18 protein-coding genes are annotated in these 16,059 nt (G+C 42.2%); all 18 read left to right on the top strand.

Annotated elements, in window-relative coordinates:
• Positions 1-210 precede the first annotated feature (210 nt).
• The 18 genes from D8854_RS08015 to fusA all read left to right on the top strand — a co-directional run bounded on the left by D8854_RS08015 (position 211) and on the right by fusA (position 16,016).
• On the top strand, positions 211-672 hold the full coding sequence (locus D8854_RS08015; RefSeq protein WP_125450464.1) for a MarR family winged helix-turn-helix transcriptional regulator: 462 nt from the start codon (positions 211-213) through the stop codon (positions 670-672).
• The gene (locus D8854_RS08010; RefSeq protein ID WP_125450463.1) at positions 656-2,425 is read left to right on the top strand and encodes an ABC transporter ATP-binding protein; all 1,770 of its coding nucleotides are present in this window, start codon (positions 656-658) and stop codon (positions 2,423-2,425) included. The genes D8854_RS08015 and D8854_RS08010 overlap by 17 nt, the downstream gene beginning before the upstream one ends.
• Positions 2,415-4,175 (top strand): ABC transporter ATP-binding protein, encoded by a 1,761-nt coding sequence (locus D8854_RS08005; RefSeq protein WP_084947308.1) that lies wholly within the window; start codon positions 2,415-2,417, stop codon positions 4,173-4,175. Before D8854_RS08010 ends, D8854_RS08005 begins: the two co-directional genes overlap by 11 nt.
• A gap of 96 nt (positions 4,176-4,271) precedes the next feature.
• A complete protein-coding gene (locus D8854_RS08000; protein WP_125450462.1) occupies positions 4,272-4,775 on the top strand; it encodes a phosphatase PAP2 family protein in 504 nt (167 codons plus the stop codon).
• 113 nt (positions 4,776-4,888) lie between these two features.
• Entirely contained in the window at positions 4,889-5,335 is a 447-nt protein-coding gene (locus D8854_RS07995) for a LytTR family DNA-binding domain-containing protein (RefSeq protein WP_084947304.1), read from the top strand.
• Positions 5,336-5,340: 5 nt separating this feature from the next.
• The gene (locus tag D8854_RS07990; RefSeq protein ID WP_125450461.1) at positions 5,341-6,015 is read left to right on the top strand and encodes a LiaF transmembrane domain-containing protein; all 675 of its coding nucleotides are present in this window, start codon (positions 5,341-5,343) and stop codon (positions 6,013-6,015) included.
• A 105-nt stretch (positions 6,016-6,120) separates the two neighbouring features.
• Positions 6,121-6,309, top strand: a complete 189-nt coding sequence (gene rpmB / locus D8854_RS07985; protein ID WP_001140948.1) for a 50S ribosomal protein L28 — start codon at positions 6,121-6,123, stop codon at positions 6,307-6,309.
• Between the two features lie 152 nt (positions 6,310-6,461).
• Positions 6,462-6,827 carry an Asp23/Gls24 family envelope stress response protein gene (locus tag D8854_RS07980; RefSeq protein ID WP_000216441.1) on the top strand — a complete coding sequence of 122 codons (366 nt, stop codon included), beginning with the start codon at positions 6,462-6,464 and terminating at the stop codon, positions 6,825-6,827.
• A 2-nt stretch (positions 6,828-6,829) separates the two neighbouring features.
• Positions 6,830-8,497 carry a DAK2 domain-containing protein gene (locus D8854_RS07975; RefSeq protein ID WP_125450460.1) on the top strand — a complete coding sequence of 556 codons (1,668 nt, stop codon included), beginning with the start codon at positions 6,830-6,832 and terminating at the stop codon, positions 8,495-8,497.
• A 124-nt stretch (positions 8,498-8,621) separates the two neighbouring features.
• Entirely contained in the window at positions 8,622-8,828 is a 207-nt protein-coding gene (locus D8854_RS07970; RefSeq protein WP_000390701.1) for a hypothetical protein, read from the top strand.
• A complete protein-coding gene (locus D8854_RS07965) occupies positions 8,825-9,019 on the top strand; it encodes a hypothetical protein (RefSeq protein WP_007520695.1) in 195 nt (64 codons plus the stop codon). Before D8854_RS07970 ends, D8854_RS07965 begins: the two co-directional genes overlap by 4 nt.
• Entirely contained in the window at positions 9,006-9,881 is an 876-nt protein-coding gene (locus D8854_RS07960; RefSeq protein ID WP_125450459.1) for an ABC transporter ATP-binding protein, read from the top strand. The genes D8854_RS07965 and D8854_RS07960 overlap by 14 nt, the downstream gene beginning before the upstream one ends.
• Positions 9,882-9,893: 12 nt before the next feature.
• Entirely contained in the window at positions 9,894-10,628 is a 735-nt protein-coding gene (locus D8854_RS07955) for an ABC transporter permease (RefSeq protein ID WP_125450458.1), read from the top strand.
• A 4-nt stretch (positions 10,629-10,632) separates the two neighbouring features.
• Positions 10,633-11,730, top strand: a complete 1,098-nt coding sequence (locus tag D8854_RS07950) for a sensor histidine kinase (protein ID WP_125450457.1) — start codon at positions 10,633-10,635, stop codon at positions 11,728-11,730.
• Between the two features lies 1 nt (position 11,731).
• A complete protein-coding gene (locus D8854_RS07945) occupies positions 11,732-12,331 on the top strand; it encodes a response regulator transcription factor (protein ID WP_125450456.1) in 600 nt (199 codons plus the stop codon).
• 318 nt (positions 12,332-12,649) lie between these two features.
• Positions 12,650-13,063: a 30S ribosomal protein S12 gene (gene rpsL, locus D8854_RS07935; protein ID WP_001142332.1), complete on the top strand. Its 414-nt coding sequence runs from the start codon at positions 12,650-12,652 to the stop codon at positions 13,061-13,063.
• Positions 13,064-13,082: 19 nt separating this feature from the next.
• The gene (gene rpsG / locus D8854_RS07930) at positions 13,083-13,553 is read left to right on the top strand and encodes a 30S ribosomal protein S7 (protein ID WP_000087873.1); all 471 of its coding nucleotides are present in this window, start codon (positions 13,083-13,085) and stop codon (positions 13,551-13,553) included.
• Positions 13,554-13,934: 381 nt separating this feature from the next.
• A complete protein-coding gene (gene fusA / locus D8854_RS07925) occupies positions 13,935-16,016 on the top strand; it encodes an elongation factor G (protein WP_125450455.1) in 2,082 nt (693 codons plus the stop codon).
• Positions 16,017-16,059: the final 43 nt, after the last annotated feature.

Here is a 16,059-nt window from a genome sequence, read left to right as displayed (position 1 = left end):
AAGCTTTCTCCCTTTATCGAGTGAATGGATATCAATCCACAGTGGTTAGTGCTTATTATAGAGAAAATATCTGCTGATGTCAATTCCGACTAAAATAGTTCTCTAGGAAACTTTTTTCTTGACATCTCCTCTGAAAGTGATAAAATAGTTCTCATGGAAACTTAATTAGTTCTCCTGGGAACTATATTCAATCGTGAGAAAGGAGCAATCATGGACAAGCCAATGTTGATTTTTAAACGCTTTGGGCACCAGGTTCACCTGATGGTACAGAAAGAAGCCAAGCGTTGCGGCATTGAATTTATGGGTGGACCGCAAGGGCAAGTTCTGCGTTTTTTAGATCATTGTGAGCAAGACCAGGATCTGGTTTTGATTAAGGATATTGAACAAGAACTCAATGTCACCAAGTCCGTTGCTAGTAATTTAGTCAAGCGTATGGTACAAAATGGTTTGGTTGAACTAGAGGCCAGCCCGAGTGATAAGCGGGCAAAGTTTGTTCGCTTGACGGATAAATCGCGTTCGCAGATGCAAGAAGTTAAGGCCTTTTTTGATCGGATCAATCAGAGTCTGCTAGAGGGTGTTTCAAAGTCAGACTTGGCAATCTTTGAAAAGGTCCTCGGTCAGTTGCAAGAAAATGTTGAGAAGATAGGAGGAGAGAATGAAGAAACTCGCTAAACGTATTACAGGAAAAGAGTGGGGGATGATTGTCCTTGCGATTCTTTTCACTTGTTTCTCGGTCTATCTCGAGTTAGAGGTACCGACCTACATTTCGCAAATTACAGAATTACTGGGAACGTCAGGGACACAGATGGATGCACTCTGGTCACCAGCTGCGAAGATGATTGGATTGTCTTTATTGGCTTTCTTTTCATCTGTTATGGTTGGTTTCTTTGCCGCTCGCGTTGCAGCATCCTATACAACCCATCTACGTAGAGACGTATTTCATCGTGTTTTGGATTTTTCACAGACAGAGATCAAGCGCTTTTCAATCCCAAGTCTTTTGACTCGGACGACTAATGATATCACACAGGTACAGATGCTCTTTACTATGGGCTTGCAAGTGGTTACTCGTGGGCCGATTATGGCTATCTGGGCCATTGGAAAAATTCTTGGAAAATCGGAATACTGGCTCTGGGCGGTCGTTGTGGCTGTTATTGTCAATGTCTTGATGACCACCGTTCTCATGACTCTGGCCTTTCCAAAACAATCTGTTATCCAAAAATTGACAGATAAACTCAATAGCATCACTCGTGAAAGTTTGACTGGGATTCGAGTTGTTCGTGCATACAATGCGGAAGATTACCAAGATGAAAAATTTGAAGCAGCCAACGATGAGGTAACACGTCTCAATCTCTTTGTCAATCGATTGATGGCGATTATGAACCCGATTATGATGGGGATTTCCAGTGGATTGAGTTTAGCCATTTACTGGATTGGTGCCTATATCATCAACGACGCAAGTTTGACAGAACGTCTGCCACTCTTTAGTGATATGGTAGTCTTCATGTCCTATGCTATGCAGGTCGTGATGGGATTCCTTCTCATGGGAGCACTCTTTATCGTTCTTCCTCGTACCTTGGTTTCGGCAGGGCGTATCAATCAAGTATTGGATTTGCATTCTTCTATTGAAAATCCTAGTCATGCACAGACAGCGGATCATTCAGTTCAGGGACAAGTGGAATTCCGTGATGTAACTTTCCGCTACTCTAAAAACTCTGAAGCAGTCGTGGAACATGTCACTTTCAAAGCAGAAGCGGGTCAAACCGTAGCCTTCATCGGATCGACTGGATCAGGGAAGTCTACGCTTGTCAACCTCTTGCCACGTTTTTACGACGTTTCTGATGGAGAAATCCTAGTGGACGGAGTTAATGTTCAAGATTACGATTTGGAAGATTTGCGCAATAAGGTCGGCTATATTCCACAAAAAGCTGTACTCTTTTCTGGAGATGTCAAGGAGAACTTAGACTTTGGTAAGAGCAAAGAAACTCCTCTAAGCGAAGCTGCTATGTGGCAAGCCTTGGAATTGGCCCAGTCTAAAAACTTCATCGAGGACAAGGAAGCAGGTCTTGACTCAGAAGTGGCCCAAGGCGGAACTAACTTCTCAGGAGGTCAAAGACAGCGTTTGGCCATTGCGCGTGCCTTGGCTCGTAAACCAGAGATTCTCATCTTTGATGATTCCTTCTCAGCCTTGGACTACAAGACGGATCGTGTCCTACGCCAAGAACTAGCTGAGAAAACAAAATCCATGACCAAGCTCATCGTAGCGCAACGGATTTCTACCATTATGGATGCAGACTTGATCTTAGTATTGGATCAAGGAAAAGTCGTGGGACAAGGCACCCACAAGGAACTTCTAGCTATCAACGAAGTCTACCAAGAAATTGCCTACTCACAACTATCGAAGGAGGAATTGGAACATGGAAAATAAAAAAGTGTCGGTCTGGAAACAGTGCAAACCTTATATGGCAGGCCTCCAACTCCCTCTCCTAATAGCAGTTGTGGCTGCAGTCATTTCAAGTATCATCACAGTTTATGGGCCAACTAAGATTAAGGAAATTACAAACTTGATTTCAGATGGTTTGGCTACAGAAATCGACTTGGTAGCTGTGTCAAACATTGCTGGATTTTTGGTTGTCCTATATGTGTTTGGAGCTATCCTTAACTATACACAGGCCTATATCTTTTCAACGAGTATCCAACATTTCTCGAAACGTTTGAGGACAGCAATCGCTGAAAAAATCAATCGTTTGCCACTTGGCTATTTTGACCGTCATTCACAAGGAGACACCCTTTCGCGCGTGACCAATGATGTGGATACAGCAGCGCAATCTCTCAACCAAAGTCTAGGGACAGTTCTTTCAGCTAGTTTCTTGTTGATTGCTGTCTTGGTGACCATGTTTGGGATGAACTGGATTTTGGCATTGGTAACCGTTGTATCAACCCTTGTTGGTTTTGCGGCGGTTTCCGTAATCATGGCCAAGTCACAGGGTTATTTTAAAGCTCAACAAAATAATCTAGCGGCCGTCAATGGTTATGTGGAAGAGATGTACTCTGGCCATAATGTAGTGACCAGCTACAACGCAGTGGACACCTCCAAAGCGAGATTTGCAGGTTTAAACCAAAACTTGCATGATAGTATCTGGAAATCTCAGTTTATCTCTGGTATCATGATGCCAGCCATGTTCTTTGTTGGGAACTTTAGTTATGTCTTAGTCATCATCGTTGGGGCCGCGCTGGCGTTGGAAGGACACATCACTATAGGGATTATTGTAGCCTTTATGGTTTACGTACGGACCTTCTCCCAACCTCTGTCACAGATTGCCCAAGGGATTACAAGCTTGCAACAAGCGAGTGCAGCCATGACTCGTGTATTAGAGTTTCTAGGTGAAGCTGAGATGCAGGATGAATCCCATAAGGACAGACAATTGAGTGACATGAAAGGGGAAGTGATTTTTGATCACGTGTCGTTTGGATATACACCAGAGCGCACCATCATCCATGACTTTTCTGCGACAGCTCATGCAGGTCAAAAGGTCGCAATCGTTGGACCGACTGGGGCTGGTAAGACAACCATTGTCAATCTTTTGATGAAGTTTTATGAGATTGATAAGGGAAGTATCCGCATCGATGGTGTGGATACCAAGGACATGAAGCGCTCTGAAGTGCACGATGCCTTTTCAATGGTCCTGCAGGACACTTGGCTCTTTGAAGGAACCATTCGAGAGAACCTGATCTATAATCAGACAGACATCAGTGATGAACGAATGATAGAAGCCAGCAAGGCTGTGGGAATCCACCACTTTATCATGACCTTGCCAGACGGTTACGATACTGTTTTGGATGATACAGTGACCTTGTCTGTTGGACAAAAACAACTCTTGACCATTGCTCGTGCCCTTCTCAAAGATGCACCGCTCTTGATTTTGGATGAAGCGACATCCTCAGTCGACACACGTACAGAGGAATTGATCCAAAAAGCTATGGACCGTTTGATGGAGGGTCGAACTTCCTTTGTCATCGCCCATCGCTTGTCAACTATTCGTAATGCAGATTTGATTCTTGTCATGAAAGATGGCAATATCATTGAACAAGGCAACCATGAGGAGCTGATGGCGCAAGGTGGCTTCTACGCTGACTTGTACAATAGTCAATTTACAGAAGACGAAGCAGAAGAATAAATCTAAAGAAGGCTTGACGGCCTTCTTTTTCTACACTATACTAGAAGACAAATGTCTCACCTGTAGGCAAAAACAAGGTAATGAATGAGAAATTTAATGAAAAATTATCAAGAATGGTATCGAAATATCAGCTCCAGACTCACCAGCTATCCCACCCTTTTATTTCTATTGCTTACTTTCAATCGTTTGATGACAGTAGCAATGCCCATGGTCTATCTGACCTTACTAGTCACCACTTACCTGCAGCTAGGGCTTGGTCAGCAAGTTGGGATCTATTTGCTTGTCCCCGTTACAGGTTTTGTGATCTTGTCCCTTTTTCGTAAGAAAATCAATCATCCGCGTCCCTACGAAACTTGGGATATCCGTCCCCTGCTTGAAAAAGATAGTTCGGGACAGTCTATGCCTAGTCGCCATGTCTTTTCAGCAACTATCATCTCCATGGCCTGTTTCCATGCTTGGACTTTGATCGGAATGATCTTGCTTATTTGCTCAGGACTCTTAGCCTTGGTCCGAGTACTAGGTGGTGTTCATTATCCCAAGGATGTCTTGGTTGGCTATGCTTGTGGTCTGTTGTGGGGATTCCTTTTCTTCCTATTCTGATATGTAAGTTAAGCCGACCCTACAACCACTTACTGCTTCAAATTGACCACTTGCTTTTTTGCCCTTGTATTCCTAACTTAGCTTTGATATAGTAGAGTCAGAAAGGAGATGTGATGAAGTTACGAATTGAGATTGACGGCAATTTAGAGGAGACTGAAGTTGTTATCAAGACACCCACTTTGACAGATGAAATTGCAGACTTGCAACGACTTTTGCAAGAGTCAAAGGCTCCGAGGTTGACTTTTTACAAGGGGACGGGTGAATATTATCTAGATCTGTCAGAAATTCTCTTCTTTGAAACAGAAGGGAGCAAGATCTACGCTCATAACCAGAAGGAAGCCTATGAAGTTCGTCTCAAACTTTATGAGTTAGAGTCCATCTTGCCTCGTTATTTTAGTCGAGTTTCCAAGTCAACGATCGCAAACATCCGTCAGATTTACTCAGTGGACAAGTCCTTTTCAGGAACGGGCACCATTTCCTTTTATCAGACGCACAAGGAGGTTCATGTATCACGACATTACCAGTCCCTCCTAAAAGAAAATCTAAGAAACATGAGGTGAAAAACATGAAAAAGAAAGCATTTGGTATTGTTTTATTGGTTTTAGCGGCCTGGATTTTGCTGCAAGGAAACTTTGGAATTCCTTCTTTAGATGGTAAAATATGGCCTTTGATTGGTATCGTCTTTTTTGCCTACCAGTCAGTTGAAGCTTTGCTTCGTCGTCACCTGACATCAGCAGTTTTTACCGCTCTAGTAGCCTTAATGATTGCGAATCATTTTTATAACATTTTGCCTATCCCAAACCAGTCTTTGTTTTGGGCTAGTATCCTAGCAGTGCTAGGTGTCGGCTATCTCACTCACTCAAGTAAGTTTTGGTATGGCAAAAAATGGTGGTACAGTGGTGAGCGAACAGTCATCACGGATAAGGAAGTTGCTTTTGGTAGTGGAACCTTTTATAAACAAGATCAAGATCTTGTAGATGACCAAGTGGAAGTCGCTTTTGGTGACGCAAAAATCTACTATGATAACGCAGAGATGTTAGGTGATTTTGCTACTCTGAATATCGAAGTGGCCTTCGGGAATGCAACTGTCTATGTTCCGCAACACTGGCGTGTAGATTTGAAAGTAGAAACATCCTTTGGTGCAGCCAAGGCAGACGCTCCTGTAGCGCCAACAAGCAAAACCTTGATTATTCGCGGGGAAGTTGCTTTTGGTAAACTTGGTGTTGTTTACGTCAAATAAAAAAATATTTTAATTCTCTTGATAAATTCAAGAAAGTGTGATAACATAGTACGGTATGTGGTGCTAGCACATCCGCTATATTAGATCTAATAGGAGGAAAACATAATGGCTAAAGTATGTTACTTTACAGGTCGTAAGACTGTATCAGGAAACAACCGTTCACACGCGATGAACCAAACAAAACGTGCCGTAAAACCAAACCTTCAAAAAGTTACTGTTCTTATCGATGGTAAACCTAAAAAAGTTTGGGCTTCAGCTCGTGCTTTGAAATCAGGTAAAGTTGAACGCGTTTAATAAAAATGAAAAGGCCGCTCAGGTCTTTTTCTTTTGCTCTATAGATAAAACCATTTGAAAAATAGAGTAAATATCCGCCGATACAGCATTCTGCTTTTACACTTGGAATGAAATATGATAAAATAGAGTATCAACTAGTTGAGGTAAAAAAAATGACTGTAAAAATTAATACAAAAGATGGTCAAATCGAACTGACAGATGAAGTGATTGCAACCGTTGTAGGTGGTGCAGCAACTGAGATTTTTGGTGTGGTCGGTATGGCTAGCAAAAATACCCTCAAAGATAATTTCCAAGCCCTTCTTGGTAAGGAAAATTATGCAAAAGGTGTTGTCGTGAAGGCAGCCGAAGATGGCAGCATTGCAGTTGATGTTTATACCGTCTTGAGCTACGGAACAAAGATTAGTGAAGTCTCAAAAAACATCCAAGAGCGTGTTCGTTTTAGTTTGGAAAACCAACTAGGAATCACTGCTCAGACTGTGAATGTCTACATTCAAAATATCAAAGTTGTAGGAGAATAATCGTGTCAAAAATTACTACCAGCTTATTTCAAGAAATGGTGCAGGCTGCATCAACTCGTTTGAATAAGCAAGCTGAATATGTCAATTCATTAAACGTCTTTCCAGTTCCAGATGGAGATACTGGGACAAACATGGGGATGACCATCGAGAATGGTGCCAAAGAAGTAGCAGACAAGCCAGCTTCTACAGTTGGAGAAGTGGCGAGCATTCTTGCTAAGGGACTCTTGATGGGTGCGCGTGGAAACTCAGGAGTTATCACGTCTCAACTTTTCCGTGGATTCTCCCAAGCTATCAAAGATAAAGACGAATTAACAGGTCAAGACTTGGCTCTTGCTTTCCAATCTGGTGTCGAAGTAGCCTACAAGGCGGTTATGAAACCAGTCGAAGGAACTATTTTGACAGTTTCTCGTGGAGCGGCTATCGGTGCTAAGAAAAAAGCTGAGGAGACAGATGATGCTGTTGAGGTTATGCGTGCAGCCTTAGAAGGTGCTAAGAGAGCTCTAGCTAAGACACCGGAAATGCTTCCAGTTCTTAAGGAAGTTGGTGTGGTAGACTCAGGCGGTCAAGGTTTGGTCTTCATCTATGAAGGTTTCCTTTCAGCACTCACTGGTGAATACAGTGCGTCTGAGGACTTTGTAGCAACGCCTGCCAACATGAGTGAAATGATCAATGCTGAACACCACAAGTCAGTTGCTGGACATGTGGCAACTGAGGATATTACCTTCGGTTACTGTACTGAGATCATGGTTGCTCTCAAACAAGGACCAACTTATTCTAAGGACTTTGACTATGATGAATTTCGTAACTACTTGAATGAACTTGGAGATTCTCTTCTTGTCGTCAACGATGATGAGATTGTCAAAGTTCACGTCCATACTGAAGATCCAGGTCTTGTTATGCAAGAAGGACTTAAATATGGTAGCTTGGTCAAGGTTAAAGTGGACAACATGCGTAACCAACACGAAGCACAAGTTGAAAAAGAAGCAGCACAAGTCAGCAAGCCAGCTGAAGAGAAGGAATATGCCCTTATCGCAGTAGTAGCTGGTCAAGGATTGGCAGATATCTTCCGTGCCCAAGGTGTGGATTATGTCATCGAAGGTGGGCAGACTATGAACCCTTCCACAGAGGACTTTATCAAGGCTGTTGAACAGGTCAATGCTCGCAACATCATCTTCTTGCCAAACAACAAAAATATCTTTATGGCAGCTCAGTCTGCGGCTGAAGTGCTTGAACAACCTGCTGTTGTGGTAGAAGCTCGTACTCTTCCTCAAGGGTTGACCAGTCTTCTTGCCTTTGACCAAAGCAAGTCTATCAAAGAAAACCAAGAACGCATGACTGCAGCCCTCAGTGATGTTATCAGCGGTAGTGTAACAACAGCCGTTCGTGATACAACTATCGATGGCTTGGAAATTCATGAAAATGACAATCTTGGTATGGTGGATGGGAAAATCCTTGTGTCGAATCCTGACATGCACCAAACCTTGACTGAAACTTTGAAACACATGTTGGACGGAGATAGTGAAATCGTGACTTTCTATGTCGGTGAAGACGGAAGCGAAGAACTTGCCAATGAAATTGCCCAAGAAATCGCAGAAGAATTTGAAGATGTTGAAGTAGAGATTCACCAAGGTCAACAACCTGTATATCCATATCTTTTCAGTGTGGAATAAAAATTTAATAGATAAAAAAGAAAGTTGATTTTGCAACTTTCTTTTTTTATGACATTTGTCATATTTCCTAGTGACAGAAGCATCTAGCTCCACTAACTTCAAAGGACTATAATTGAAGTATGAAATGGAGGAAGAAGAAATGAAAAATAAAATGATTGTCGCAGTGAGTTTAGTAGCAGCAGGAGTTATGACCTATCTCATGTTTTCAGGATTGGACGAGGGTTTCTACCATTTTCCTTGGGAGCTATTTGCTGGCTTTGGAATGATGTCTTGGCTTGTCAGAGAAGGTTTGAAATTGGTCAGAGATGTGAAAAAGGAGTTTGAGGAATGAAAAAAGCAATCATCTATTTCTTTATCGGCCTGTCACTCTTGGTATGGTTAGTGGAAATGTTTACTGGTTGGTTTGACCAAACCTTGTTTCGCCAATTCATTCGTGGTGCTTGGGGTTTTGGATTTATGATTTTCGTCGTTTTCCCTATGGGAATGAAGTGGTTGAAAGGAGAATCTCATGACTGTGATTAAAGTTGAGAAATTAAGTAAGAAGATAAAAGACAAGGAAATCTTGCGGAACATCTCCTTTGAAATCAACGATGGTGAATGTGTCGCTTTGATCGGGCCTAACGGAGCAGGGAAGACAACCTTGATTGATTGCCTCTTGGGCGACAAGTTCATGAGCTCAGGTCAGATAGCTATTCATGGCTTTGCGCCAACAGATCCTCGATTGAAGCAGCTTATTTCTATCTTGCCTCAAGAAAATACGGTGGTTCAAGACTTGAAAGTGAAAGAACTCTTATCCTTCTTTCAATCAATCTATCCAAACAGTCTCTCCAATCAAGAAATTGATGACTTGCTGAGGTTTTCGGACAAACAGAAAAATCAGCTAGCGGGCAAGCTATCTGGTGGGCAAAAACGTTTGTTCTCTTTCGTGTTGGCACTAATAGGTCGTCCGAAAATTCTATTTTTAGACGAACCAACTGCTGCCATGGATACCTCGACACGTCAGCATTTTTGGGAAATTGTCAATCAGTTAAAGAAAAATGGTGTGACCATTGTTTATTCTTCTCACTATATCGAAGAGGTGGAGCATACGGCCGATCGCATCTTGGTCCTCCACAAGGGTGAATTGATCCGTGATACGACACCTTATACCATGCGTGGTGAAGAACGAGAAAAACACTTTACGATACCTCTAACTTATCAGGATTTTGTCAGCTCTCTGACTATGGTTCAAGGGCTTGAAATCAAGCAAAATGCTCTTTCCTTCACCACCAAAGAAGCCAGCCAGGTATGGAAAGTTTTGCAAGAACAGGGCTGCACGATCGAAGAAATTGAAGTTCGCAATCGAACTCTTTTGGACAGTATCTTCGAAACGACTCAAGACTAAAGGAGATTGACGATGAAAAATATGACAAGTCTCATGAAAGTAGAAATCATTCTGATGAAACGGCAAGCCATCTACTACTTGCTATCCATCGGACTTCCAAGTGTATTTTACCTTATTTTCTCTGGTATGATGTCAGGATCAGACATTCCAGAAATCGCTCTTCAAGCCTATCTCTTTGCCATGACGCTCTTTAGTATCATGTCAAGTGCTTTTTTCAGTATCCCAAGCACACTCGAGTCTGATAAGACAAACAACTGGCAAAAATTGATTCAACATTCTCCTGTATCTATGGTAGAATATTATGTATCAAAACTGTTCAGCACTCTGCTAACTTTCTTGTTATCAATTATAGTTGTCTTTTCAGTTGGTCATTTTGTCCGTGGAGTTACGCTACCTTGGCTTGACTGGTTGGTAATCGGAGTTATGTTACTGGTCGGAAGCGTGGTCTTTATCAGCATGGGGGTATTGGTGAGCTTGCTTCCCAGTGCTCAACTGATGACGGTTGTTGGAAATATTGCCTATATTGCTTTGGCTGTCCTAGGTGGACTGTGGTTTCCTTTGAATTCCTTCCCAGAATGGCTCCAATCTATTGGAAAGCTGACTCCAACCTATCAACTGATGCAGGTCGTCTCTACTTATTTGGAACACCATGAATTTAATATTCTTTCTGCCTTGGTTGTACTAGGTTATACAGTTTTCTTTGGTGTATTGGTCATTCAACTGAAAAAACGGATTGAGGTAAAATAAATCTATGTTGGAAAAATTTAAAAACATTCATTATATGTTTCATATTTCAATAGTGTTTATCATCTTTCCTATAGCGGGTGTCATCGTTGGAGATTACTCGCTTTTAACCTTGCTATGGACCCTACTATTTGTACTTGCCTTCTATTCGGTTTTAATCAGTCAGAATCGCACCGTGCAGTGGCTAGCATGGTGGTCCATGCTTGTCTACATTTTTTATACATCTGTTTGGCTAAGTTCAGGTTTCACATGGTTTATCTTTTATTTATCCAATCTCCTTATTTATGAGCTGGATGAGATTTCTTTTCACTCTTGGCGTTTTGTCAGTTTTATTGTCCTGCAACCATTTATTCTGACCGGAATCTATATGGTCAATCATGTTAGTCCCTGGCAGCTACTCTTTTTCTTGGTGACCTTTATCTTTTCCGATGCAATGACCTTTGGTCTTTATCGAATTCGATTGTCGGAGGACATAAAAGAAGAAAAGATGAAACAAAATGCAAAGCTCAATCTCTTCTTGGCTGAAAATGAACGCAGTCGTATCGGCCAGGATCTCCATGACAGTCTAGGCCATACTTTTGCTATGTTGAGTGTGAAGACGGACCTTGCCCTCCAGCTTCTTCAAATGCAGGCCTATCCTCAAGTGGAAAAAGAATTAAAAGAAATTCATCAGATCAGTAAAGAATCCATGAACGAAGTTCGTACCATCATTGAAAATCTCAAAACCAGAACACTTGCCTCCGAGTTTGCGACTGTTAAAAAAATACTGGAAATTGCAGGAATTGAAACGGAGATCAATCACCAACTAGATGCAGCTAGCCTAACTCAGGAATTAGAATCAACGGCCTCCATGATTTTACTTGAGTTAGTGACCAACATCATCAAACATGCCAAAGCGTCGAAAGCCTACTTAAAATTAGAACGAACTGAGAAAGAACTCATTCTAACAGTGAGAGATGATGGCTGTGGCTTTGCTTCTCTAAAAGGAGATGAGCTCCATACCGTTCGAGACCGTGTCCTTCCTTTTTCAGGAGAAGTAAAGGTGATCAGTCAGAAACATCCGACTGAAGTGCAGGTTCGACTACCTTATAAGGAGAGAAACTAAGATGAAATTACTTGTTGCAGAAGATCAAAGTATGTTGCGAGATGCTATGTGCCAGTTGCTTACCTTTCAACCAGATGTAGATTCTGTCCTACAAGCCAAGGATGGCCAAGAAGCAATCCAACTTTTAGATAAAGAGTCAGTAGATATCGCTATTCTTGACGTAGAAATGCCTGTTAAGACAGGCCTCGAAGTCTTGGAGTGGATACGAGCAGAAAAGCCAAAAATAAAGGTGGTTGTGGTGACGACCTTCAAACGTCCCGGATATTTTGAACGTGCGGTCAAGGCTGGAGTGGATGCTTATGTCTTGAAAGAAAGAAGCATTGCAGACCTCATGCAAACCTTGCACACGGTTCTCGAAGGACGCAAGGAATATTCGCCTGAATTGATGGAAGTGGTGATGACGCACCCCAATCCGTTAACAGAGCAAGAAATCGTTGTTCTAAAGGGAATCGCTCAGGGCTTGTCTAATCAAGAAATCGCAGACCAGCTTTATCTATCAAATGGAACCGTCCGAAACTATGTCACCAATATTCTTTCGAAACTAGATGCTGGCAATAGAACAGAGGCAGCCAACATCGCAAAAGAATCTGGTTGGCTTTGATAAAAAGGGTTAAAAAATTCCGAAACGATAGCTTGAATCGAAGGAAATCCATACTAGAAAGGAGGAGGCAAATTGCCTCCTTTTCTGGTTTAGAAAAGCGGTGAAAGCTAGTGTCAAAGAGTTAAAAGATCAGAATAAAAATGAAAAATATCTTGACAATGAAGGAAAAATTGTGTTACAATAATAGACGGTACTTTTTACTTTTGGTCTCTCAAAAGTGTACAGGGACGTGCTGACAAATGTTGCAAAAGTACACACAGATGGTAGCTGTCACCAAGTGTATCATCACCAAAAATAAAAAAACACAGGAGAATGTAGATGCCTACAATTAACCAATTGGTTCGCAAACCGCGTAAATCAAAAGTAGAAAAATCTAAATCACCAGCTTTGAACGTTGGTTACAACAGTCATAAAAAAGTTCAAACAAACGTTTCTTCACCACAAAAACGTGGTGTTGCAACTCGTGTGGGAACAATGACACCTAAAAAACCTAACTCTGCCCTTCGTAAATTCGCTCGTGTACGTTTGAGCAACCTTATCGAAGTTACTGCCTACATCCCAGGTATCGGACACAACTTGCAAGAGCACAGCGTGGTGCTTCTTCGCGGTGGACGTGTAAAAGACCTTCCAGGGGTACGTTACCATATCGTCCGTGGTGCACTTGATACTGCAGGTGTTAACGATCGTAAACAAGGCCGTTCTAAATACGGTACTAAACGTCCAAAAGCATAAGGAAAGGGGATAAAGAGAAATGAGTCGTAAAAATAGAGCTCCAAAACGTGATGTATTGCCAGATCCGCTTTACAATTCACAACTAGTTACTCGTCTTATCAACCGCGTTATGCTTGATGGTAAACGTGGTACAGCTGCTTCAATCGTTTACGGTGCTTTTGAGCAAATCAAAGAAGCTACTGGTAACGATGCACTTGAAGTATTTGAAACAGCTATGGAAAACATCATGCCTGTACTTGAAGTACGTGCACGTCGTGTTGGTGGATCTAACTACCAAGTCCCAGTTGAAGTTCGTCCAGAACGTCGTACAACACTTGGACTTCGTTGGTTGGTAACCATCGCTCGCCTTCGTGGTGAACACACAATGCAAGACCGTCTTGCAAAAGAAATCTTGGACGCTGCTAACAACACTGGTGCAGCTGTTAAGAAACGTGAAGACACTCACCGTATGGCTGAAGCTAACCGTGCCTTCGCACACTTCCGTTGGTAAGAATAAGATACTAAGGGCGTTAAAAAAGCGACTGAAAATTAGGAAGCTTGACGCAGAATCAAAGATTCTAGGAAAGCTTATCTATTTTCCAAGCTTTTAGCCCGAGTTCAATTATGATGCTAGGAACGGTAAGGATGCAAGGTGAAAATAGGAAACTAACGCAGTATTCGACGAATACAAGGAAGTTTATCTTTTTCACACAGCATCCCGTTCCGGCTCAAATCGGCTAGCTAACTTTAGCCCGAGTTCAATTCAACTTTTCACACAAGTTGAAACCAACAATAGCATGAAAACATTGAGAACGGGTAGGTCCTGCCTATCCGTTTTTTCTAAATAATGTTATAATAGATTGTAAAATAAAAAATAGGAGAAACTAACCTCATGGCACGCGAATTTTCACTTGAAAAAACTCGTAATATCGGTATCATGGCTCACGTCGATGCCGGTAAAACAACAACTACTGAGCGTATTCTTTACTACACTGGTAAAATCCACAAAATCGGTGAAACTCACGAAGGTGCGTCACAAATGGACTGGATGGAGCAAGAGCAAGAACGTGGTATCACTATCACATCTGCTGCGACAACAGCTCAATGGAACAACCACCGCGTAAACATCATCGACACACCAGGACACGTGGACTTCACAATCGAAGTACAACGTTCTCTTCGTGTATTGGACGGTGCGGTTACTGTTCTTGACTCACAATCAGGTGTTGAGCCTCAAACTGAAACAGTTTGGCGCCAAGCAACTGAGTACGGAGTTCCACGTATCGTATTTGCCAACAAAATGGACAAAATCGGTGCTGACTTCCTTTACTCTGTAAGTACACTTCATGATCGTCTTCAAGCAAATGCACACCCAATCCAATTGCCAATCGGTTCTGAAGATGACTTCCGTGGTATCATCGACTTAATCAAGATGAAAGCTGAAATCTATACTAACGACCTTGGTACAGATATCCTTGAAGAAGATATTCCAGCTGAATACCTTGACCAAGCTCAAGAATACCGTGAAAAATTGATCGAAGCAGTTGCTGAAACTGACGAAGAATTGATGATGAAATACCTTGAAGGTGAAGAAATCACTAACGAAGAATTGAAAGCTGGTATCCGTAAAGCAACTATCAACGTTGAATTCTTCCCAGTATTGTGTGGTTCTGCCTTCAAGAACAAAGGTGTTCAATTGATGCTTGATGCAGTTATCGACTACCTTCCAAGCCCACTTGACATCCCAGCAATCAAAGGTATCAACCCAGATACAGACGAAGAAGAAACTCGTCCAGCATCTGACGAAGAGCCATTTGCAGCTCTTGCCTTCAAGATCATGACTGACCCATTCGTAGGTCGTTTGACATTCTTCCGTGTATACTCAGGTGTTCTTCAATCAGGTTCTTACGTATTGAACACTTCTAAAGGTAAACGTGAACGTATTGGACGTATCCTTCAAATGCACGCTAACAGCCGTCAAGAAATTGACACTGTTTACTCAGGTGATATCGCTGCTGCCGTTGGTTTGAAAGATACTACAACTGGTGACTCATTGACAGATGAAAAAGCTAAAATCATCCTTGAGTCAATCAACGTTCCAGAACCAGTTATCCAATTGATGGTTGAGCCGAAATCTAAAGCTGACCAAGATAAGATGGGTATCGCCCTTCAAAAATTGGCTGAAGAAGATCCAACATTCCGCGTTGAAACAAACGTTGAAACTGGTGAAACAGTTATCTCTGGTATGGGTGAGCTTCACCTTGACGTCCTTGTTGACCGTATGCGTCGTGAGTTCAAAGTTGAAGCGAACGTAGGTGCTCCTCAAGTATCTTACCGTGAAACATTCCGCGCTTCTACTCAAGCACGTGGATTCTTCAAACGTCAGTCTGGTGGTAAAGGTCAATTCGGTGATGTATGGATTGAATTTACTCCAAACGAAGAAGGAAAAGGATTCGAATTCGAAAACGCAATCGTCGGTGGTGTGGTTCCTCGTGAATTTATCCCAGCGGTTGAAAAAGGTTTGGTAGAATCTATGGCTAACGGTGTTCTTGCTGGTTACCCAATGGTTGACGTTAAAGCTAAGCTTTACGATGGTTCATACCACGATGTCGACTCATCTGAAACTGCCTTCAAGATCGCGGCTTCACTTGCTCTTAAAGAAGCTGCTAAGACTGCACAACCAGCTATCCTTGAGCCAATGATGCTTGTAACCATCACTGTTCCTGAAGAAAACCTTGGTGATGTTATGGGTCACGTAACTGCTCGTCGTGGACGTGTTGATGGTATGGAAGCACACGGTAACAGCCAAATCGTTCGTGCTTACGTTCCACTTGCTGAAATGTTCGGTTACGCAACAGTTCTTCGTTCAGCATCTCAAGGACGTGGTACCTTCATGATGGTATTTGACCACTACGAAGATGTACCTAGGTCAGTACAAGAAGAAATCATTAAGAAAAACAAAGGTGAAGACTAATCAGTCCTCACTCTAGAAGGAAGTCACTTAGTGGCTTCCTTTT

The sequence above is a fragment of the Streptococcus mitis genome (genome assembly GCF_003943905.1).
In the GTDB taxonomy this organism is placed as follows: Bacteria; Bacillota; Bacilli; order Lactobacillales; family Streptococcaceae; genus Streptococcus; species Streptococcus mitis_BC.
This window is presented reverse-complemented; position numbering and strand designations above follow the sequence as displayed.

What these genes read in the sequence shown, in the direction of transcription:
- D8854_RS08015 (WP_125450464.1), top strand. Translation starts at nt 211, where the DNA reads ATGGACAAGCCAATGTTGATTTTTAAACGCTTTGGGCACCAGGTTCAC.
- D8854_RS08010 (WP_125450463.1), top strand. Translation starts at nt 656, where the DNA reads ATGAAGAAACTCGCTAAACGTATTACAGGAAAAGAGTGGGGGATGATT.
- D8854_RS08005 (WP_084947308.1), top strand. Translation starts at nt 2,415, where the DNA reads ATGGAAAATAAAAAAGTGTCGGTCTGGAAACAGTGCAAACCTTATATG.
- D8854_RS08000 (WP_125450462.1), top strand. Translation starts at nt 4,272, where the DNA reads ATGAAAAATTATCAAGAATGGTATCGAAATATCAGCTCCAGACTCACC.
- D8854_RS07995 (WP_084947304.1), top strand. Translation starts at nt 4,889, where the DNA reads ATGAAGTTACGAATTGAGATTGACGGCAATTTAGAGGAGACTGAAGTT.
- D8854_RS07990 (WP_125450461.1), top strand. Translation starts at nt 5,341, where the DNA reads ATGAAAAAGAAAGCATTTGGTATTGTTTTATTGGTTTTAGCGGCCTGG.
- rpmB (WP_001140948.1), top strand. Translation starts at nt 6,121, where the DNA reads ATGGCTAAAGTATGTTACTTTACAGGTCGTAAGACTGTATCAGGAAAC.
- D8854_RS07980 (WP_000216441.1), top strand. Translation starts at nt 6,462, where the DNA reads ATGACTGTAAAAATTAATACAAAAGATGGTCAAATCGAACTGACAGAT.
- D8854_RS07970 (WP_000390701.1), top strand. Translation starts at nt 8,622, where the DNA reads ATGGAGGAAGAAGAAATGAAAAATAAAATGATTGTCGCAGTGAGTTTA.
- D8854_RS07965 (WP_007520695.1), top strand. Translation starts at nt 8,825, where the DNA reads ATGAAAAAAGCAATCATCTATTTCTTTATCGGCCTGTCACTCTTGGTA.
- D8854_RS07960 (WP_125450459.1), top strand. Translation starts at nt 9,006, where the DNA reads ATGACTGTGATTAAAGTTGAGAAATTAAGTAAGAAGATAAAAGACAAG.
- D8854_RS07955 (WP_125450458.1), top strand. Translation starts at nt 9,894, where the DNA reads ATGAAAAATATGACAAGTCTCATGAAAGTAGAAATCATTCTGATGAAA.
- D8854_RS07950 (WP_125450457.1), top strand. Translation starts at nt 10,633, where the DNA reads ATGTTGGAAAAATTTAAAAACATTCATTATATGTTTCATATTTCAATA.
- D8854_RS07945 (WP_125450456.1), top strand. Translation starts at nt 11,732, where the DNA reads ATGAAATTACTTGTTGCAGAAGATCAAAGTATGTTGCGAGATGCTATG.
- rpsL (WP_001142332.1), top strand. Translation starts at nt 12,650, where the DNA reads ATGCCTACAATTAACCAATTGGTTCGCAAACCGCGTAAATCAAAAGTA.
- rpsG (WP_000087873.1), top strand. Translation starts at nt 13,083, where the DNA reads ATGAGTCGTAAAAATAGAGCTCCAAAACGTGATGTATTGCCAGATCCG.
- fusA (WP_125450455.1), top strand. Translation starts at nt 13,935, where the DNA reads ATGGCACGCGAATTTTCACTTGAAAAAACTCGTAATATCGGTATCATG.